Genomic DNA, 19,146 nt, shown 5'->3' on the forward strand with positions numbered 1-19,146 from the left:
ACGCCGAGAAGATCATCGGCGGCGTGGTCTCGCGGGCGTTCCCGACGGAAATCGGCCTCTCGGGCATCGCCGGGGGACTCGCCGTCCACCCGCCCGACCGGCCCGGTGGGGTCGGCTACCGACTCGGCCCGGCCGCCGAGTGTGCCGACCAGGTGCAGGCCATCACCGTCCCCGGCGTGGTCGAACGCCTCGGCGTCCGCGAGTGGGACCGACTGGACGACGACCAGTCGATGACGTTCGAACTCCCCCGGGGCGTCGTCTCCGTCGACGGCGAACGCGAACTCGAACTCAGAGAGGCCGTCATCGACGTCCGACCCGTCGCTGACGGCCCACGGGTGGTCGACGTCGACGCGGTGTACGATCACGCCGCACGCGACGGCTACTTCGGGCGGCACTGACCAGCCGCCACCCCCGTCGGCCGGACGTTCAGTCGAATGCGAACTATCATTACATAATTGAAGAAGTATATCTCGGTCGACGTTGAATCGTTCGCATGGACACGTCAGTTCCAGACCTCGGTATCGAGATTCCCGAAATCACGCAGATCGCGTTCGTGGTCGAAGACATCGACGACGGGATGGACCGCTTCGGCGGTATCCTCGGTCTCGGCCCGTGGGACGTCTACCGGTTCGAACCGCCGACGCTGACCGACACCACCTACCGGGGCGAGCCACACGACTACTCGATGATCCTCGCGCTCGCGTTCGCCGGGGAGACGATGATCGAACTCATCGAACCGCTGGAGGGGCCGAGCATCTACACCGAACATCTCGACGAGCACGGGGAGGGACTCCACCACGTCGCCTGCTTCGCGTTCGAGGACACCGAGGGCGTCGTCGAGGAGTTCGAGGAGGCGGGGATGCCCGTCCTCCAGAGCGGCGTCTACGGCGAGACGCCGTACTGGTACTTCGACACCCAGGAGCAGTTGAACGGCGTCATCTTCGAGACGGCGACCAACCTCGAGGCGATGCCCGAACCCGACCGGACGTACCCCGAGTGAGCGGGGAGAAGTGAGGGGAGTGGTGAACGGGGAGTAGTCAGCGCCCGCCCGCGGCGATGACGAGCGGCCACGGGTTCTCGACGTGGGCGACGAGCGACTGCAGGAACCGCGCCGCGTCGGCTCCGTCGACGATGCGGTGGTCGAACGAGAGGTCGAACGAGATGCGCTTGCGGACGCCGACCTCGTCGTCGCCGACGGGGACCACCTCGTCCTTGATGGTGTTCACCCCGAGGATGGCGACTTGCGGCGGGTTGATGACCGGGTCGAACGACTCGACGCCCAGCACGCCGAGGTTCGAGACGGTGAACGTCCCCCCGGAGAGGTCCTCCATCGTGTAGTCGCCCGCGAGCGACTTCTCGGTGACGGCCCGCCGCTTCTCGGCGAGTTCGGCCAGCGAGAGTTCGCCGACGTTCCGCACGACGGGGGCGATGAGTCCCTCCTCGATGTCGATGGCGATGCAGATATCCTGCGTCCGGTGGAGGCGGTGGACCTCCTCCTCGAAGGTAGCGTTGAGCGCGGGATGTTCGTCGAGCGTGGCCGACAGCGCCAGCAGGAGGACGTCGTTGACGGTCACCTTCACGCCGAGTGCGTCGTCTGCGGCGTCGGCGGCCGCGAGGAGTTCCTCCGCGTCGGCCCCGCGGTGTTCCGTGACGTGGACGGCCTCCCGGTCGCTCTGCCCCAGTCGGTTGGCGATAGTCCGGCGCATCCCGCTCAGCGGCCGTTCCTCGTCGCGCGTGCCGACGTCGGCGGCGGCCGCTCCCTCGCTGTCGTCCGCGGCCGCGGCCTCGGCTTCGGGAACCGCCACCTCGCCGTCCGCGGCCGCGCGGACGTCCCCTTCGGTGATGGCCCCGCTGGGCCCTGATCCCTCGACGGCCGAGAGGTCCACCCCCAGTTCCCGGGCGAGTCGGCGGACGCGCGGCGGGGCGAAGACGCGGCCCTCGGCGGCCGACGCCTCGGCCGCTTCCTCCGTGCCCGGTTCCGCTCCCCCGCTCTCCGCGGCGGCTTCGACGTCCTCCTCGGAGACGGCTCCCTGCGGCCCCGTCCCTTCGGCGGCCGAGAGGTCCACTCCCAGTTCCTCGGCGCGCTTCTTCGCTCTCGGCGTCGCCTTCACCGACTCGGACGCTCCTCCCTCCTCCCCGCTCTCCGCGGCGTCCTCGACGTCCTCCTCGGAGACGGCTCCTTGCGGCCCCGTCCCTTCGACGGTCGAGAGGTCCACTCCCAGTTCCTCGGCGCGTTTCTTGGCTCGTGGCGTCGCCTTCACCGACTCGGCCGACGTCGAACCAGACGCTCCCTCCGAAACCGCGGACGGTTCGTCGAAACTCGCCGCCTCTGGCGCCGGTCCACCACCGGACTCACCCGCCTCGCCAGCCTCGCTCGCCGCACTCGCCTCGCTCTCGGCGGCCGCCTCGCCCCCACCCTCGCCGCCGAGGAGTCCCGAGACGTCCTCGTCGGGGCCACCGACGACGGCGACGTCGCCACCCGGTTCGACGCTGTCCCCGACGCCGAGGAGGAGTCGGTGGACGACCCCGTCCTCGCGGACTTTGATCTCCCCGGTCGTCTTCTCCGACTCGATTTCGGCGACGACCTGACCCGACTCCACCTCGTCACCCTCGTCGACCAGCCACTCGACGATGGTCCCCTGGTCCATATCCATTCCCAGCTTCGGCATCTTGACAACGTAGCCCATGGCACACAGATACACGTGGGTGGAGTTGAAAAAACTACAACAGCCGGCGAAACGGGACCGAACTCCGTCGTCAGGGTTCGGCGACGGTCCCGACGCTCAGTCGGGCGTAGCCGAGCGCGTGCGTCTCGTGTTCGACGTCGACGCAGCGGTCGAACAGCGCGCGGTGGGCGGCGACGACCCGCCGGTCGAGGAGCGTCGCCGGCGACTCGGACACCCGGGAACGGGTCCCCGGTGGGGAGGTGGCGCGGACGACCCCCCGGAACAGGCCGTTGAGCGGACGGCCGAGAGGGTGGGTGCTCCGCGCGAGGTCGAGCAGGCCGAGCCGTCCACCGGGTCCGACGACGTCGGCCCAGTGGTGGACGGCGGCGGCGGGGTCGCCGAGCATACCCGAGACGAACGACGCGAAGACGGCGTCGGCGTCACGGACCGGCGGGCGGGTGGCGTCGCCGCGGACCACGCCGGTGGATGTCCCCGGGGTCGCCCCGTCGTTCGCTCCTCTGCTCCGGAGTCGGTCGCGGGCGACGGCGAGCACTCCGGGGGTGAAGTCGACGCCGAGGACACGACCCGCGGGACCGACCCGGGTGGAGAGATGCGGGAGGTTCGCGCCCGTCCCACAGCCCATGTCGACGACGACGCCACCCTCAGGTGGTGCGAGTCGCTCGGCGGCGCGCTCGCGGAGGCTCTGGACGCCCGGCGAGCGGCGGGCGATGGCGTCGTACAGGCGGGCCCACCGCGAGTAGAACGCCTGTGTGGTGGCGACGCCGCCGTCGGGTCGGCGCGGGGGACCGGAACGAGGCGTCACAGCAAGTCGCGGACGCAGTCGGCGACTGTCGGCGCGTCCGGGCCGAGGATGTACGTGATGGGTTCGATCCCGTAGCCGCCGGTCTGGTAGAGGACGAACACGTCGGTGAGTGCCGGCGCCTCCGCGAGCGCCGCCCGGACGCCCTCCACCTCGCTGTCGTCGTCGGGTGAGAACTCCAGACAGTCGTAGCCGGCGTCGCGGAGGGTCTCGACGAGGGCCGGGTCGTAGCGGACGTTGACCGCGGAGCGGGCGTCCGTCTGCTCGCGTGCGGCGAGCAGCACCGAGGCGACGTACTCGCTCACACCGAACTCGGGGTCGCCCGGCACCGTCGCCTGCCCCTTCACGTCGAAGATGCGCCCCGGGACCGCCGCGACGTCCTCGACACCCGTCGCCTCGGGGAGACACTCGACGAGGTTCGAGCCGACGTTCGGGATGAGCGTCGAGAAGCCCGAGGCGTTCGTGAGCGTCCTGACCCCTCGCCGGACGGAGGAGCGGACGCGCTCGGTCGTCCGGACGGGGCTGTCGGGGTCGTGGATGCGGGCGTGGTCGACGTCAGCGAGGGCCGGCATCGCCTCCTCATGGAGGTCCGCGAGGAGGTCACCGCGTTCCAGTCGGCGGACGAGCACCTCGCTCTCGACCAGCGCCTGCACGGGCGTCATGTCGCCGCTCGCGAGACCCTCACCGACCCGTTCGACGAGCGCCCGGACGCGCTCGTCGGCCGCGACTCGGTCGTTGCGCGCCACCTCGCCGTGGGCGTACTTCGAGACGGCGCTCTGACTGATTCCCAGCGCCGAGGCCACCTCGCTCTGGGTGAGCCCCCTGGCCCGGAGGTCCTCGGCGAGCATCGACCGGAACGTCGGGAGGAACTCCTCGACGACGACTTCCTCGACGAACTTCATCGGTCGGTGGTCCCGTTCGGGTCGGCGGCCCCGTCGCGCCCTCGTCCGTGGAACTCGTCGTCGCCGCCGATGCGTGACGCCTGCGGCCCGCTCTGGTCCTGGTACTTCGAGCCGCGCTCCGCGCCGTAGGGCCGAGTGGACGGACTCTTCATCTCGGTGAAGACGAGTTGCGAGATGCGCATGCCGGGCGTGAGCGCGACGGGCGCAGTGCCGAGGTTCGAGAGTTCGAGCGTGACCTTCCCCCGGAACCCGGGGTCGATGAAGCCCGCCGTGGCGTGTACCACCACGGCGAGACGCCCGAGCGACGAGCGTCCCTCCACCTGTGCGACCAGGTCCGGCGGCACCTCGACGCGCTCTTTGGTCGTCCCGAGGACGAAGTCTCCCGGGTGGAGGATGAACTCGCTCCCCTCCTCGACGATGGTCTCCGAGACGTACTCGTCGACCTCCGCCTCGCTGTTCGGGTGGATACAGGGGATGTTCGCCCGCTTGAACTCGAGGAACTCGCGGCCGAGTCGGACGTCGATGCTCGCGGGTTGGACCTGGAGGTCGATGTCGTCGAGCGGTTCGACGACGAGGTCCCCGTCGCGTAGACGCCCGAGAAGGTCCGTATCGGAGAGAATCATACAGGGTAGCCAGTCGCGGGCGGCTTTAGTCTTTAGCCTCGTCTTCGGCGCGCGACGGCCGGCCGGACCGACCACGCTCGGAGCCACCTCGGCAACGGTAAGTCGACGTAGTTGACGCCTCTCCGTACGGTTAGTTCTCTGCGAAAACACGCTCTTACGCCGTATCGAAAAAGTTCGTACAGACCCCATGTTGTCAGTAGTCGGTCGAGAACGGCTCGAAGTCGGCCGCACGACTCCCAGACGGCGGCTGCGTCGTCGATCTCACCGAGGGTAGACGGAGAGTCGTGACCGAACACTGAGCGGACCGACCACCGCCTCCGACCCCGGGACGTCCGACCGGCGAGACGGCCGAATGCACTCCCCGACGGCCCGGTGTGACCGAGAGCTGTGGGACGGGAGTGGGACTCGCAGAGAGCAACGACGGACCGACCAGACGGACGCGTCGGCCAGAATCACGGTTATATCGTCAGACGTCGATTATTAACCATGACATTCATCGACTCCCTCCTCGCCGCGCCGCTTCCCAACCTGCTCATCGTCATCGGCGCCTTCTTCGTCCTCCTCGCGGTCGTCAGTAAGATAACGACCTCGACACCCCTCGGGACACTCGATGCGGACGGGAAGGGACGGACCGTCGCCGCAATCATCGGTCCGATACTCATCGTCATGGGACTGCTGGTCATCCCCGCAGTCACGCCTGCAGCGACGCCATCTCTGCCCGACCAGGAGCTATCGGGCCTGGAGGTCGCACCCCTCACTCCGGAGAGTCGTGACGGGACACCCCCCGAACGAGCGACGGGGGTAGACCAGTCACTGGCGGACACGACGCCGAACCAGCCCGCGCCGCTCACGCCGAACGCCGGGGAGCGTCTGTCGGAGGTGGAACCGAACGACGACGCGTTCGACGCCGACGTCGTAGAACCGGGCGACAGCATCTCGGGCGAGGTGTTCTCTACGTACAGCGCCGACCCCTCTTTCGACAGCGACTACTTCGCGGTCTGGGTCGACACCGGCGACCCCCTGACCGTCGACGTCACGCGGGCCGGCGGGGCCGGCACGCTCTACGTGGCCGTGCTCGACCCGAACGGGTTCTCCGAGCCCAGCGGCACCTGGCTGTCGGACATCGCCCCCGTCGGCAGCGACGGGTCGGTTCGCGTCGACACCGTCGCCAGTCAGACCGGCTACCACTACGTTCTCGTGAGCGGCTGGATCTACCTCACCGACCTTGACCTGTACTACAACGACGGCGGGAACGGCGGCTATACGGTGACAGTCGGCCCGGGTGACCGGGCGTCGCTCTCGCCGGGAGCAGTCGACGACGCGACGGACACGGTACTCGTGAGGGAGACGGTCCGGGCCGACGAGCGCACGCTCATACAGAACAGCTGACACGTGGTCGCCGTCGCCGACGAGGGCGACGCGTCGTACGCGAACGGGGCTGACGGCGTAGGACCAGCACCCGGGCCGACGAGCGAGGGTGACGAGAGGCGACTCGCATAGCAGGAGACTTCAGCCCGGACCGAGGAGGGAGTGTATGAAGCAGGCTATCGCCGCGCGGACCGACCTCGGCATGGGGCGCGGAAAGCTCGCCGCACAGGTCGCTCACGCGTCGCTGTCGGCGTACGAGGACGCCTCGACGTCCGTGCGAAAGGCGTGGAAGGGGTCCGGACAGAAGAAGGTCGTCCTCAAGCTGTCGGGCGAGCAGGCGGTGTTCGACGTCGCCTCGGAGGCCGAACGCTTCGGTCTCCCCAACGCCGTCGTCCGCGACGCCGGCCACACGCAACTCGACCCCGGGACGGTCACGGCCGTCGCCGTCGGCCCCGCCGAGGACGAGGAGGTCGACCGCGTGACGGGCGACCTCTCGCTGTACTGACGAACGATGCGCGAGGCCCACCCACGCGAGCAGACGGTCGGCATGGAGTGGTACGCGAGCGACGCCGAGGGCGTCGGCGGCCGACTCAGAACGCACCCCGAGGACTTCCGGGTCAGCGAAGTCGAAACCGTCGAGGCCGCGCCCGCCGACGGCGACGCGGGGGACTACGGACACCTCCTGGTCCGAGCGACGCTCCGCGGCTGGGACACCAACGACTTCGCCACCCGTCTCTCCGACGCGCTGAGGATGAGCCGCGAGCGCGTCTCGTGGGCCGGGACGAAGGACAAACACGCCGTGACGACGCAGCTGTTCTCGCTTCAGGGCGTCTCCGCAGAAGAGGTCCCCGACGTGCGAGACGCCGACGTCACGGTGGTCGGCCGCCTCGGCCGCGCCCTCCAGTTCGGTGACCTCGCGGGCAACGAGTTCTCCGTCAGGGTCCGGGAATTGGCCTGTGACGCCGCGGCCGCGAGCGAACGGGTCGACGCCGTGACGGACGCGCTCGCGGCCCTCGGCGGGGCGGCCGACGCCGACGAGACGGGAGGAGCCAGACGAGTCGGCGTCCCCAACTACTTCGGCCACCAGCGGTTCGGGTCGCGCCGGCCGGTCACCCACAGGGTCGGGTTGCACGTCGTCCGGGGGGAGTGGCGCGAGGCGGTCCTCGCGTACTGTGGCGACCCCGCCGACACGGAACCGGACGAGACGCAGGCGGCGCGAGCCATCGTCGACGAGGAGGCCGCGAGCGACGACCCGGACTGGCAGCGGGCGCTCGACGCCGTGCCGGGCTACCTCCGGTACGAGCGGTCGATGCTCCACCGACTCGCCGAGGGCGACGCGGACGGACGCGGCGAGTCCGAAGGCGACCGGTTCCGACACGCGCTCGAGGCCGTCCCGTCGAACCTCCAGCGACTGTTCGTCAACGCCGCGCAGTCGTACGTGTTCAACCGCATCGTGAGCGAGCGTCTCCGGCGGGGGCTCCCCCTCGCACGGCCGGTGGCGGGCGACGTGGTCTGCTTCGCCGACCGCTCGCTGGACGAGGCGTTCGCCGTGCCCGACACGGGGCGCGAACAGCGCGTCACCGAGCGCCGCGTCGACGTCGTAGAGAAACACTGCGCGCGGGGACGGGCGTTCGTCACCGCACCACTCGTCGGGAGCGAGACGGACCTGGGCGAGGGGGAACCCGGGGACATCGAGCGGGGAGTGCTGGACGACCTGGACCTGTCTCCGGCGGACTTTTCGCTCCCGGGGGCGTTCGACTCGACGGGGACGCGCCGGGCGGTGCTCGCACGGACGCGACTCGACGCCGCGGTGGACGCGGAGGGGGCGACGTTCGACTTCGCCCTGCCGCGTGGGTCGTACGCGACGGTGGTGCTCCGGGAGTATCTGAAGACGGACCCGCTGGACCTCTGAGCTACCCGCTGGCGGCGTCGACGTGGCGCGGCCGGACGGCACGGCCGAGGGCGACGAACGGGAGGCCGACGAGCGCGGTGACGGCGGTGGCGTCGCGGAACACCGCGTCCTCGACGAGATCGGTCGCCAGTCCGGAGTCCTCGTGCAGGGCTTCGACGTCCGACCCGGCGAGTTCGACGCGGACGGTCCAGCGTTCGGCGGTGTCGTGGACGCGGACCGTCGCCGTGCTCGACTCGACCGAGACCGAGAGGTCGCGGGCATCGGCGGCGCCGCCCAGCAGTCGGTCCGAACAGGGACCACAGACGGGGACGGGGCGGGGGCTGGCCGATGCGGACGGCGTCGCCGAGACCACGAGGACGACGACGGCGAGCGCGACCAGCACCGTTCGGCGCGGCGACGTGCGTCGCTGCACGCCCCACGCTCGACAGGAGAGGGGCATATGTCTTCAGGGGACCACGGCGCGCCCGGAAACGGACGGGCTTTTGACCCTCAGCCCCAGACGTGAGGCATGAACTGTCGGCGGTGTGAGTCTCCGCTCGAACGGCCGGGAGACTTCTGTCTGACCTGCGACACCGCCAACTGCGACACCGTCGTCGTCGACGTCGCCAGGGACAGAGCCACGCTGACGATGCTCGACGAGGAAGCGGTGGTGGGGGAGTTCACGGTCACCACCATCCCCGAGGACGACGAGGAACACGGCGTGGTCGAACTCCGGAACTTCGCCGGACTGGTCGCCGACGAAATCCACCGCAAGCGACCCGACGAGGTGTACGTCTCCGGAGAACACCGCGTCATCCGCGAGATTCGCGCGCAGTTACACCTCGACGTCTACCGGGTGCGCGACGAGTCCGACCCGGTCGAGTCCGTCCTCGGGCGGCGGGGCGAGCGGGCACTCGAGGTGGTGGAGGCGTCGCCGAAAGAGAAACTCGGGGGGAGTCACACCACGCTCATCGGGGGCCGCGAGGGGCGACGGGCAATCGGCGTCGTCGCTGAACACCCACACGTCAAGAAAGTCGTCCCCGGCCCCATCGAAGCGGGCGGGATGAGTTCCCGGAAGGGGTTGCGCGCGAAGGTGACGCGTGCGGACGGCAACGGCAACGTGCGACTCCTCCTGCGCGACGGGTCGAGCGTCCAGGAGAACCGGGTCGTGACGACGGCGATGGACCGCGAGACGGGCGAGCGAGTCCGCGACGACCTCAACGCGGCCCTCCGCGAGGCCGAGTTGCAGGACGAGTGAGAGTAGGCGTACGAGCGTGTGACCGGGTCAGCGACCCGGCGAGACACTCACCCGTCGGTACCAATCGACGGTCGCCGCGATGGCCTCCCGGTGCGGCGTCGGGTCGAGGTCGAACGTCGCGTCGAACTTCTCGTGGGAGACGACGAACGGCGCTTCGAACTCGTAGCGCATCTCGGCGAGTTCGCGCATGGTCGGCGAGACGACGCCGGCGAGGCGGACCAGCCAACCGGGCGCGACACGCATCCGCGGCGCTCGGCCGGCCTCCTCGGCGACCAGTTCGACGAACTCGCGGGTGGTGAGCGTCGTCGCCGAGGGGACGTGCCAGACGTCCCCCCACGCGCGTTCGTCGCCCCCCAGGAGGACCAGCGCACGTGCGAAGTCCCTGACGTAGGTGTACGTGTGCGGCTGGTCCGGGTCGCCGACGACTTCGGCCGACTTCCCGTCGAGGAGGTTGCCGAAGACCCGCTCGCCGACGGTCGACTCACGGACGCGCGGGCCGTAGAAGTCCGACGCCTTCCCGAGAGTCGCGCGGACCTCGCCGGCCTCGTGGGCGTCCAGGACGCGTCTCCCCATCTCCGCTCTGACCCGCCCCTTCCGCGTGTCGGCGTCCCACGGCAGGTCCTCGGTGAGGGGACCGTCGACCGCCCCGTAGCAGTAGAGGTTGTCCGCGCAGACGAGGACGGCGTCGGCCGCCATCGCGCCCGCGAGGACGCCCTCCCAGATGGGCGGGAACCGTTCGGCCCAGTCGGTGTAGGGCGCGTTCGTGCAGTTGTAGACGACGCGCGCGTCGGCGCAGGCGCGGCGGGCCTGGTCGTGGTCGGTCACGTCGGCGCCGACCACCTCGACGTCCGGGTTGACCTCGGCGACGCCGCTGCGGTTCACGACGCGGACGTCGACGGCCTCTTCGCCCTCTCGCGCGCGGAGTTCGTCGACGACGGCGAGGCCGACTGACCCGGCCCCGACGACGACGTGGAGCGGTCGAGACGTCATGCGTTCGAGACGTGGGCAGGGGGCATAACGCTGTGGCGTCGAGCGTGACGACTCGTAGGGTTTATCCCTCCGCTCGGGGTACAACGCGGTACTATGGCCGACAGCAAAGCGAGCAAGGTCGGGAGTGCCGGCCGGTTCGGCGCGCGGTACGGGCGCGTGGCCCGCCGACGCGTCAAGGAGATCGAAGGAGAGATGCGCGACTCGAAGGTCGACGGCGACGACGTCACGCGCGTCGGCACGGGCATCTGGAAGAACGAGCGCACCGGCGAGGTCTTCACCGGCGGCGCGTACCGCCCCCAGACCCCCGGTGGCCGGCAGGTCCGCCGCTCCATCCGCGCGGCGCTCAGCACCGAGAGCGACGAATAGGGGTACGATGAGCTACAAGTGTTCCCGCTGCAAGCGTGACGTCGAACTGGACGAGTACGGCGGCGTCCGCTGTCCGTTCTGCGGACACCGCGTCCTGTTGAAAGAGCGCGCGCCGACGGTCAAGGAAGTCTCCGTCGAGTAACGGCGGCGAGGCGAGACGGTGCCACCGACGCCCGACGGAGGGTTCGACCGCGACGACTATCCGCACACCATCGGACTGTCTTTCGAGTACGACGACCAGCGGACTGCTCGACTCGTCGGTGACGCCGTCGCCGTCGAGGTAGGCGAAATCGACGACGACCGCTCGACTGCACGCGTCGACCGCGAGGGACGGACGGTGACCGTAGACGTGTTCGCGCGTGACCTCGTGGCGTTGCGGGCGGGGACGAACACGTGGCTCGGACTGGTCGGGACCGCCGAGCGCATCTGCGACCGGGTCGGCTGAGCGGTCCGACCCACGGCCCGTCGACGTCCCGGGCGCGGAACCGAACGACGGGAACGACTCACACGGTTTCGGGACTCACGAGGACGAATACGGGGCTTTTTCAGGGTGGATACCTTCCCCCCGCGTATGCAGGGAAGCCTACCGCCGGAAGCGCAGGAGAAACTCGAAGAACTGCAGGACCTCCAGGAGACGGCCCAGAAGGTCGCCGCCCAGAAGGAGTCCGCGGAGTCGACGCTGAACGACGCACAGACGGCGCTCGACGCGCTCGAGGACATCGACGAGGACACCGTCATGTACCGCGAGGTCGGCGAACTGCTCGTCGAGACCGACTACGACGAGGCCTACGAGAGCCTCGAGGACCGCGTCGACACGCTCGAAATTCGCGTCGAGCAGCTGAACAAGCAGGAGTCGCGCGTCCAGGAGCAGTTCGAGAGCCTCCAGCAGGAACTCCAGCAGATGCTGCAGGGCGGCGCGGGTGGCGGCGGCCCGATGGGCCCCGGCGGCGCCGGCGGCGCGTAACCGAGCGATGCCGACGGACGAGGAGGTCGTCCAGACCGCATCGGAAGCCGCCGAGGGACTCATCTTCGAGCGGTACAAGCAGAGCGCGGTCCGAGACGTCGACGTCACGGTCACATTCGAGGAGGGCGTCCTCGAAGTCGACGTCTACCTGAACGCGCCCGACGACGAGAAGGCCCAGCGAGTCGCCGACGAGGCCGCGCAGGCGGCACAGGACGCCGTCGACGACCTGTTCGCGGCCGAATCCGACGAACCGCAGTGACGGACCTCGCCGCCGTCGGCGGATGCACCTCGTTCTCTCGACACACCACGTGACCTCACAGCCAGAGCCACGGCCCCTGGCACCGGCACTGGCACTGGCACACTCGATACACCCTGGGTGTCGACGCGGAGCCCGACAGCCACCGCAGGAGCTATGTCGTCCCGTGCTGTATGGTAGCACATGTCTATCCGACGTACCGGCGGAACGACGGCGCTCGACCGGTTGAAGACCCAGTACGACCGTGACCTCCGATGTGCGGAGTGCGGCTACGTCGACGAGGAGGGCGAGTGGCAGGCCCGGACGACCGGTGACCGCGTGGACTACCGACACCTCTGTCCGAGCTGTGGTGCCGTCGAGCGCCGGACGCTCAAACTGAAGCGCTGAAGCACAGACCGCCGGACCCACCGAACTGCAGGACTGCCGAAGCGTTGAATCGGGGAGCTGTGGCCGGAGACGGGCCGGCGGGCCGGCGCCGAACGGCGTCAGGCGAGGAAGAAGATGAGGACGCTGACCGCCATCGCGGCGAGGATGACGGCCGCAGCCAGTGCGCCGCCGAGCGAGACGACGGCGTTGGCGTGACTGGCGAGCGTCTCGGTCCGGTCGTTCCCGAAGACGGTCACCTCCGCCCGTTCCGTCGCCATGCCGGCGGAGACGGGTTCGCAGTCGTCGAGCGCCTCTTCGACGAGGTCAGAGACGAGGGCGACGAGGTCGTCGTGGTCGATGACGGCACCGACCTGATTGTCCGCCTCGACGGTGTTGACGATGTGAGTGTCGGTGGTCATCACCTCGCTCTCGTCGACGTAGTCGGCGAGGGCGTCGACGATTCGGTCGCGCAGGCCGGGTTCCATGTTGTTGCCGTCGACGAGGACGTACGCCGTCGTCTGGCCCTCCACTTCCGTGACCGTGACGCGGATGCCGAGCGGGCCGATGCCATCGACGGGCGTCCACGGCGTCGGGTCGCAGGCCGTCCCGAGTCGGAGTTCGCCACGCGGGACGGTGGCGAGTCGGCGGCCCCCGTCCCCCGCGGCCTCGATCATGTCGAACGAGCGTTTCGACCCGGGCGTGACGTGCCCGAGGTCCGGCCCGTCGAGTCCGTTGTTAGAGTTGTGCGCGTCGACGAGGAGGACGTTCCTGAGGCCGGCCGTCCGTGCCTCGGCCGCCGCGGAGAGGCCGACGGCGTACTCGACGTCGTCGGCGAAGCCCGGCGCGTACGTCGAGACGAGGAGCGCGCTGTCGTCGAACGCCTGGCCGAGGAGCTTCGCCTCGCCGGACGTGACGCGGACGCTCGGCGTCGCCTCCCGCGAGTAGGTGATCTTCCCGTGCGCCCGGTCGGCCGCGTCGAGGATGGTGTCGACCTCGCGCTCGGTGACGAGGTTGAAGTCGTGCCCGGCAGTCGCGTGGGGCGGGAACGCCAGCCCGTCGGTCCGGGCGGCGACCCGTTCGGGGAAGTTCCCGCCGCCGATTTCGCCCATCGGTCCCGGGTGGATCATCGGGAGAGTCCACCGCGCTTTCTCCGTCCCGTCCAGCCGACGGAACGAGAGGACGGTGACGGGGACGATGGCCTCCTGTCCCAGCTGTTCGAAGAAGTCCTCCAGCTCCCGAGAGCCCTCGGCGATGTGGCCGATGAACCCGCGGAGGAAGTCGAGCATCGAGACGCCGAGCGACCGCTCCCACGGCCGGTCGATGACGCGGACGAAGACGTAGACGGCGGTGGCGTAGATGGCCGAGGTGACGACGAGCAGGGTGAAGTGGTTCGGGCCGACGACGAGCAGTTCGGGCGGCGCGCGGTCGGCCCGCGCGAGGTAGGGCATGAGGTACGCCTGCAGCAGCGGCCCGCCGACCTCGAGGTAGCGGACGGTCCCGCTGTAGACGAACAGCAAGACGGCGGAGGCTGCGGTCTGGATGCTCGCGGGGACGGCAGCGACGAGGAGCGACGACCGCGACACCGCCATCACCACGAGGAGGCGGAACGCGAAGATGGACGAGAGCGCGATTACGAGCACGTCGAAGACGAACGTCTGTCCCAGCGGCGTGAGGACGGTGACGACGGCCGCGGCTGTCAGCGCGACGACGAGGATGAGTTCACAGACGAGCGCCAGGAGCGAGGAACGGTTGGGCGTGAGCTTCCCGCCGAGGAAACGGTCGACACCGGCGGTCCCGACGGAGGCGATGACCGTCGGGATACCGATGTAGAACACGCCTTCCCAGGCGTCCTGGCCGACGATGAACACCCGCCGCCACGACGCCGTCGCCGTTCCGGAGTCGAAGGCCGCGATGCCGGCCATCGCGGCGATGAGGAGAGCGAAGCCGAGGCTGGTGTACCAGCGCGGCGCGCGGAAGATGAACCGCGACAGCCCGGCGAGGTCGCTCTGTGTCGCCGTCATCGTTCCCACCTTTCCCGCCGAGGTGGTAAAGTCCTCTCCTTCGCCGTCAGACGGGTGGCAGACGCTCTCACCGTCCTGATTTTTCTCGATGGTGTCGTGTAACGAACGCGGTCGTGTCCGGCCGAATCAGCGGCGACAGCGCGCGACGAAGTTCTCGAACACCTCGTCGCCGCGTTCGGTGTGGGCGACTTCGGGGTGCCACTGGACGCCGTAGAGGTCCCGGTCCGCGTCGCTCATCGCCTCGACACCACAGACGTCGCTCCGGGCAGTGAGAGTGAAACCTGACGGGAGCTCTTTCACCTCGTCGGCGTGACTCGCCCAGACGCGCGTCGTGGGGGCGAGCGAACCGACGAGCGGGTCGTCGGGGTCGACGATTTCGACGTCGACGTCGGCGTAGCCGCCGTAGTCGCCGCTCCCGACGGTGCCGTCGAGTTCGTCCGCGATGAGTTGCATGCCGAGGCAGATACCGAAGACGGGAACGTCGACGTCGAGGTAGTCACGGGCGCGGCCGACGCGGTCCATCGACGGGCCGCCGGAGAGGACGACGCCGTCCACGTCCCCGACGACGTCCGCCGGGGGCGTCTCGTTGTCCACGAGAGTCGCGTCGACGCCGAGGTCACGGAGCGCACGCTGTTCGAGGTGGGTGAACTGCCCATGGTTGTCGACGACGGCGATACGGGTCATTGCGCCGAGATAGTCCGGACGGCGGTAAAAGCGAATCGAAACCCGTCGTTCCTGCGACCCGAACGCGGGCCGCGTGTTCGGTGCGGACGTCAGCGTGCCGACGGGAGGCGGGGTAGCGGCCTCGCTGTCGCCTGGGGCGGTCACCGCCGGAGCGACACACCGTCACGGTTCGCACAGGACGGGACGGTCGCCGGCCCGAATCTCGAACCGCGACCCACCGTCACGTCCCTCGACCGCCGCGATGCGCCAGCCGTGTGCCTCGACGATTTCGGCGACGATGGCGAGGCCGAAGCCCGTCCCGTCTCCGGCCGTGGTGTACCCCGATTCGAACACCCGGTCGCGGTCCGCGGGCGGGATGCCGGGGCCGTCGTCTTCGACGTAGAACCCGTCGTCGAGCGTCCCGACGCGGACGGTCACGTCGTGGCCCGCGTGCTCGACGCTGTTCCGGTAGAGGTTCTCGAAGACGCCCTTGACGCGGCCGGGGTCGGCGTCGATGTGCGCCTCGGCAGTGACCGACAGCGTCGCGTCGGCCGTGGCGACGTTCCCCCACGTCGACTCGGCGACCGACCGGAGGTCGACGGCTTCGCGGTCGCTGACGACCTCGCCCTGTCTGGCGAGCGTCAGCAGTTCGTTCAGCAGTTCGTCCATCCGGACGAGCGCGTCCGCCACCGTCGACAGCGACTCGTCCGTCGCGCCGTCTTCGGTACGGGCGAGTTCGAGGTGGCCCTGCGCGACGTTCAGTGGGTTCCGCAGGTCGTGGCTGACGATGCTCGTGAACTGATCGAGGCGGTCGCGCTCGTGGCGGAGTTGCCAGAGGCGTTCGGTCTCGTCGTTGACGTCGACGACGGTCCCGATGACCGCAGGGTCGTCGTCGAGTTCGATGCCGCGGGCGAGGAGCTCGACGTTGACCGTCCCTCCGTCGCGTCGCCTCCCGATGTACGGTTCACGGAGCGACGCACCCTGGTCGGCCTCGACACGAGCGACGTTCTCCGCGAGACGGTCCCGGTCGGCGGCTTCGACGAGCGAGAACAGCGACTCGCCCGCGAGCACGTTCGACTCGGCCGGGGAGCCGAACAGTTCTCCGAACCGCTCGTTGTGGTAGACGATGATCCCGCCGCGGGCGATGTAGAGGCCGAGGAGGTTCTGCTCGACGAGGAGCTGGTAGCGGTCCTTCGCCTCCTGGAGAGCGCGTTCTCGTTCCTTCCGGTCGGTGACGTCACGCAGGACGCCCACCGACCCCTGGAACCGCTCGCCCTCGTACGGAAGGACACCCATGTGGTCCTCGCAGGGAATCCGGTCGCCGGACTTCGACTCGACCGTCACCTCGAACCTGACGCTGTCGGGGCCATCGGCGGACAGGATTCGGCCGAGGTTGCGTTCGGCGGTGTCGACTGCCGCCTCGTCTTTAATTATCGAGGGGTCGCTCCCAACCAGTTCGGCGCGGCCGTACCCGACGAGTTCGCTCATCGCCTCGTTCACGTACGTGAACCGGCCCTCGTTGTCGAGGACGTACACCGGGTCGTCGAGCGCCTCGACGAGCGTAAAGAACCAGGCGCTGTTCTGCGCCGCGCGGACGTGCTGGACGTCCTCGCGGATGCGTCTGGCGACGTACTCGTAGGTGTCGGGACCCCCCTTCTGGACGTAGCTCGTCGCGCCGGCGTTGAGCGCGTCCGCGGCGACTTCCTCACTGCCTCTGCCGGTGAGGAGGACGAACGGTAACGCCCCGTCGGGGAACCGCGTCCGGACCGCCCGGAGGAGTTCGAGTCCGTCCATCGCCGGCATCTGGTAGTCGCTGAGGACGCAGTCGACGGCGTCGACGTCTTCGGTCAGCTGTTCGAGAGCGACCCGGGGATCGGTTTCGGTCAGCACCTCGAACCGGTCGTCGGCGCGCTGGAGGAACTCCGCAGTCATCCGTGCGAAGGCAGGGTCGTCGTCGACGTGGAGGACGCGGAGCGTGCCTGCCGAGCCACCATGGCGTGCCATGCGTTCTACTACGTCGTGTAGAATTTCGGTATATTAAGACCTTTGACAGCCGAGACACGTCGCGTCGGGGCGGGTCGGCGTCGTCCCGGTTTCACGGGCGTGCGCCCGCCGCGGAGTTCCGGACCGAGACGACGGCGAGCAGGAGGAGGCCACTCAGGAACACCGGGAGGAGCCAGACGGCACGGGTGATGTCCGTCGCCTCGGCGGCGAACCCGACGAGCGCGGGCGAGACGACGGCGCCGGCGGTGGCGGCGGCGTTCGCGACGGCGTTGATGGGGCCGCTCACGTCCGGGAGGTCTCCCGTCGCCCACGCCTGGACGGTGGGGTAGACCGCCGAGAGGAAGAAGCCGAGCGCGAAACTCGCGGCGCCGGCCGCGAGCACGGTCCGGACAGAGAGCAGTGTGAGGAGCGCGACGCCGCCGCCGACGGCGGCCGCGAGGACGACTCGCTCGGGGCCGACGTGGTCGACGGCGCGCCCGGCGAGAAAGCGCCCCGGGACGTACGCGACCAAGTAGACAGAGAGGAGCAGCGTGGCGGTCGCTCGGGGGAGGAACGTCGTCGCGTAGAAGGGGAGCCAGGTGAAGACGCCGGCCTCGACGGCGACCGAACAGAGGAGCGCGAGCGCCATGGTCCGGACCGTCGGGTGCGCGAGCAGGTCGGGGAGACTCGAGAGGGCGAACGACCGCTCGCGGTCGACGGAGGGCGGGAGGTCCAGACGGGAGGCGGCGACGGCGAGGACGCCGAAACAGGCCGCAGCGACGAGGTAGGTGAACCGCCAGTCGCCGAGGGTGATGGCCGCGGTGGCGAGGAGCGGCCCGGTCGTCGCACCGACGGCCCACGACATCTCGTAGCGACTGAACGCCCGGGGACGCGCGTCGGGGTAGAGATGACTCAGCACGGGGCGGTCGAGCGCCCGGACGACGCCCGCGGCCGCCGTCGCGCCGACGATGGCGACGACGAGCAGGGCGAACGTCGGGACCCACCACACCGCGAGCAGTGCGAGGGCGACGCCAGCCAACCCGAGAGTCAGGGCCCGTTCCAGATAGACGTCGCCGGCGCGGAGGCCCACGACGAGGACGGTGAGGAACGAGGCCGCGGAGGCCAGCGGCGCGAGCAGGCCCAACTGTGCCTCTGTGGCGCCGAACGCCGTCTGGAAACTGGGGAGCAGCGCCCCGCGGGTCTGCAAGAGCAGGCCGACGAGCGCCGCGAACGCGAAGACGACCAGCGCCCACTGCCGGCGGAGCGACGTGTCGAGGGCGTCGGGTTCGTCCGCGGCCCGGGTGTCCACGCCGGGACCGTGGTCGGGGTCCGTCTGGTCCGCCGTCGAGTCCATGCGAAGGCGTCGACACGGCCCAGTGAAAAACTCCCTGAGACGCGGCTGGTCAGCAGTCGTCGGAGAGGTCGTCCGAGGGCGACGCAGCGGACCCGCCGGACTCGCCGGACTCGGCCCGCTCTCTCGCCGACTCGAAGCCGAGTTCGGCTTGTTCCTTGCTCCGGCGTTCCTCGCGGGCGGCGAGCGCCTCCGTGGTGGGCGCGGCGTCGTCGTCGATGCGGGCGAAGGAGTTGTGCACCTTCGCGTGGCACCACCGGCAGAGCGTCACGGTAATCTCGTGGCTCGTCCCGCGGTCGTGGTACGAGAGGTGGTGCGTCTCGAGGAGCGGCCGGGCCGACTCGTGGGCGAGACGAACCTCCTCGAGCCCACACCGCTGGCAGGCGCTCTCTCTGGCCGTCGAGCGGTAGTGGGGGCAGTCGCGCCACTCGACGCCGTCGTCGGCCACGACGCACTCGTAGTCGGCCCGCCGGCGTTCCGCGGCGAACTCGGGGTCGTGACCCGCCCGTTCGAGGGCGTACCGACACCGACCGTCGCTCGTCAGGTGGTCGCACGGGCCGGCGAACTCGTAGGGGTCGTCGACGCCGACGGGCGTTCCCTCGGGCGTGCGCTCCATAGGCGAGACAGGGTGTGAGTGAAGTTGAAGCTGTGGGCGAGT

The 19,146-nt window shown here is 69.7% G+C and carries 22 protein-coding genes and 1 pseudogene; 12 read left to right on the forward strand and 11 right to left on the reverse strand.

Features of this window, described 5'->3' with window-relative positions; genetic code table 11:
• Together ACESK5_RS10740 and ACESK5_RS10745 are read left to right on the forward strand one after the other, a co-directional pair.
• A pseudogene (locus ACESK5_RS10740) lies at window positions 1-398 on the forward strand (ATP-NAD kinase); the annotation flags it as partial.
• A gap of 95 nt (window positions 399-493) precedes the next feature.
• Window positions 494-1,000, forward strand: coding sequence for a VOC family protein (locus ACESK5_RS10745; protein WP_372911565.1), 507 nt, complete (start codon window positions 494-496; stop codon window positions 998-1,000).
• A gap of 37 nt (window positions 1,001-1,037) precedes the next feature.
• Here the strand turns inward: ACESK5_RS10745 and ACESK5_RS10750 are convergent, their stop codons facing one another.
• The 4 genes from ACESK5_RS10750 to dcd form a co-directional block, all read right to left on the reverse strand.
• Window positions 1,038-2,669 carry a 2-oxo acid dehydrogenase subunit E2 gene (locus tag ACESK5_RS10750; protein WP_372911602.1) on the reverse strand — a complete coding sequence of 544 codons (1,632 nt, stop codon included), beginning with the start codon at window positions 2,667-2,669 and terminating at the stop codon, window positions 1,038-1,040.
• A gap of 88 nt (window positions 2,670-2,757) precedes the next feature.
• Window positions 2,758-3,489 carry a class I SAM-dependent methyltransferase gene (locus ACESK5_RS10755; RefSeq protein ID WP_372911566.1) on the reverse strand — a complete coding sequence of 244 codons (732 nt, stop codon included), beginning with the start codon at window positions 3,487-3,489 and terminating at the stop codon, window positions 2,758-2,760.
• Window positions 3,486-4,388: a thiamine-phosphate synthase family protein gene (locus ACESK5_RS10760; RefSeq protein WP_372911567.1), complete on the reverse strand. Its 903-nt coding sequence runs from the start codon at window positions 4,386-4,388 to the stop codon at window positions 3,486-3,488. Before ACESK5_RS10760 ends, ACESK5_RS10755 begins: the two co-directional genes overlap by 4 nt.
• The gene (gene dcd / locus ACESK5_RS10765) at window positions 4,385-5,011 is read right to left on the reverse strand and encodes a dCTP deaminase (protein ID WP_372911568.1); all 627 of its coding nucleotides are present in this window, start codon (window positions 5,009-5,011) and stop codon (window positions 4,385-4,387) included. The genes ACESK5_RS10760 and dcd overlap by 4 nt, the downstream gene beginning before the upstream one ends.
• Window positions 5,012-5,497: 486 nt before the next feature.
• On the opposite strand from dcd, the gene ACESK5_RS10770 reads away from it, so the two are divergent.
• The 3 genes from ACESK5_RS10770 (at window position 5,498) to truD (ending at window position 8,291) form a co-directional block, all read left to right on the forward strand.
• Window positions 5,498-6,400, forward strand: coding sequence for a PPC domain-containing protein (locus ACESK5_RS10770; protein WP_372911569.1), 903 nt, complete (start codon window positions 5,498-5,500; stop codon window positions 6,398-6,400).
• A 145-nt stretch (window positions 6,401-6,545) separates the two neighbouring features.
• A complete protein-coding gene (gene pth2, locus ACESK5_RS10775) occupies window positions 6,546-6,884 on the forward strand; it encodes a peptidyl-tRNA hydrolase Pth2 (RefSeq protein WP_372911570.1) in 339 nt (112 codons plus the stop codon).
• 6 nt (window positions 6,885-6,890) lie between these two features.
• Window positions 6,891-8,291 carry a tRNA pseudouridine(13) synthase TruD gene (gene truD, locus ACESK5_RS10780; protein WP_372911571.1) on the forward strand — a complete coding sequence of 467 codons (1,401 nt, stop codon included), beginning with the start codon at window positions 6,891-6,893 and terminating at the stop codon, window positions 8,289-8,291.
• Between the two features lies 1 nt (window position 8,292).
• Here the strand turns inward: truD and ACESK5_RS10785 are convergent, their stop codons facing one another.
• Window positions 8,293-8,703, reverse strand: a complete 411-nt coding sequence (locus ACESK5_RS10785) for a hypothetical protein (RefSeq protein ID WP_372911572.1) — start codon at window positions 8,701-8,703, stop codon at window positions 8,293-8,295.
• Window positions 8,704-8,799: 96 nt separating this feature from the next.
• Between ACESK5_RS10785 and ACESK5_RS10790 the strand changes: the two genes are divergently transcribed.
• Complete coding sequence (locus ACESK5_RS10790) at window positions 8,800-9,528, forward strand: DUF2103 domain-containing protein (RefSeq protein WP_372911573.1); 729 nt, start codon at window positions 8,800-8,802, stop codon at window positions 9,526-9,528.
• 27 nt (window positions 9,529-9,555) lie between these two features.
• On the opposite strand, the gene ACESK5_RS10795 is transcribed toward ACESK5_RS10790, so the two are convergent.
• Entirely contained in the window at window positions 9,556-10,518 is a 963-nt protein-coding gene (locus ACESK5_RS10795; protein ID WP_372911574.1) for an NAD-dependent epimerase/dehydratase family protein, read from the reverse strand.
• A gap of 93 nt (window positions 10,519-10,611) precedes the next feature.
• Here ACESK5_RS10795 and ACESK5_RS10800 point away from each other — a divergent pair, with 93 nt between their 5' ends.
• The 6 genes from ACESK5_RS10800 to ACESK5_RS10825 all read left to right on the forward strand — a co-directional run bounded on the left by ACESK5_RS10800 (window position 10,612) and on the right by ACESK5_RS10825 (window position 12,491).
• Window positions 10,612-10,884, forward strand: coding sequence for a 50S ribosomal protein L37ae (locus ACESK5_RS10800; protein ID WP_372911575.1), 273 nt, complete (start codon window positions 10,612-10,614; stop codon window positions 10,882-10,884).
• A gap of 7 nt (window positions 10,885-10,891) precedes the next feature.
• Entirely contained in the window at window positions 10,892-11,026 is a 135-nt protein-coding gene (locus tag ACESK5_RS10805; protein WP_372911576.1) for a DNA-directed RNA polymerase subunit P, read from the forward strand.
• 18 nt (window positions 11,027-11,044) lie between these two features.
• On the forward strand, window positions 11,045-11,329 hold the full coding sequence (locus ACESK5_RS10810; protein ID WP_372911577.1) for a KEOPS complex subunit Pcc1: 285 nt from the start codon (window positions 11,045-11,047) through the stop codon (window positions 11,327-11,329).
• A 126-nt stretch (window positions 11,330-11,455) separates the two neighbouring features.
• A complete protein-coding gene (locus ACESK5_RS10815) occupies window positions 11,456-11,848 on the forward strand; it encodes a prefoldin subunit beta (RefSeq protein WP_372911578.1) in 393 nt (130 codons plus the stop codon).
• A 7-nt stretch (window positions 11,849-11,855) separates the two neighbouring features.
• The gene (locus tag ACESK5_RS10820; protein WP_372911579.1) at window positions 11,856-12,107 is read left to right on the forward strand and encodes a DUF3194 domain-containing protein; all 252 of its coding nucleotides are present in this window, start codon (window positions 11,856-11,858) and stop codon (window positions 12,105-12,107) included.
• A 180-nt stretch (window positions 12,108-12,287) separates the two neighbouring features.
• Window positions 12,288-12,491 carry an HVO_0649 family zinc finger protein gene (locus tag ACESK5_RS10825; RefSeq protein ID WP_372911580.1) on the forward strand — a complete coding sequence of 68 codons (204 nt, stop codon included), beginning with the start codon at window positions 12,288-12,290 and terminating at the stop codon, window positions 12,489-12,491.
• A gap of 98 nt (window positions 12,492-12,589) precedes the next feature.
• Here ACESK5_RS10825 and ACESK5_RS10830 read toward each other — a convergent pair whose 3' ends face one another.
• The 5 genes from ACESK5_RS10830 to ACESK5_RS10850 form a co-directional block, all read right to left on the reverse strand.
• Entirely contained in the window at window positions 12,590-14,491 is a 1,902-nt protein-coding gene (locus ACESK5_RS10830; protein WP_372911581.1) for a DUF2070 family protein, read from the reverse strand.
• Window positions 14,492-14,617: 126 nt separating this feature from the next.
• A complete protein-coding gene (locus ACESK5_RS10835; RefSeq protein WP_372911582.1) occupies window positions 14,618-15,175 on the reverse strand; it encodes a GMP synthase subunit A in 558 nt (185 codons plus the stop codon).
• A 162-nt stretch (window positions 15,176-15,337) separates the two neighbouring features.
• Window positions 15,338-17,158, reverse strand: coding sequence for a PAS domain S-box protein (locus ACESK5_RS10840; protein ID WP_372911583.1), 1,821 nt, complete (start codon window positions 17,156-17,158; stop codon window positions 15,338-15,340).
• Window positions 17,159-17,249: 91 nt separating this feature from the next.
• Window positions 17,250-18,491, reverse strand: coding sequence for a sugar MFS transporter (locus ACESK5_RS10845; protein ID WP_372911584.1), 1,242 nt, complete (start codon window positions 18,489-18,491; stop codon window positions 17,250-17,252).
• Between the two features lie 49 nt (window positions 18,492-18,540).
• A complete protein-coding gene (locus ACESK5_RS10850) occupies window positions 18,541-19,104 on the reverse strand; it encodes a hypothetical protein (protein WP_372911585.1) in 564 nt (187 codons plus the stop codon).
• Window positions 19,105-19,146: the final 42 nt, after the last annotated feature.

It is taken from the genome of Salinigranum sp. (assembly GCF_041641895.1).
Classification (GTDB): domain Archaea; phylum Halobacteriota; class Halobacteria; order Halobacteriales; family Haloferacaceae; genus Salinigranum.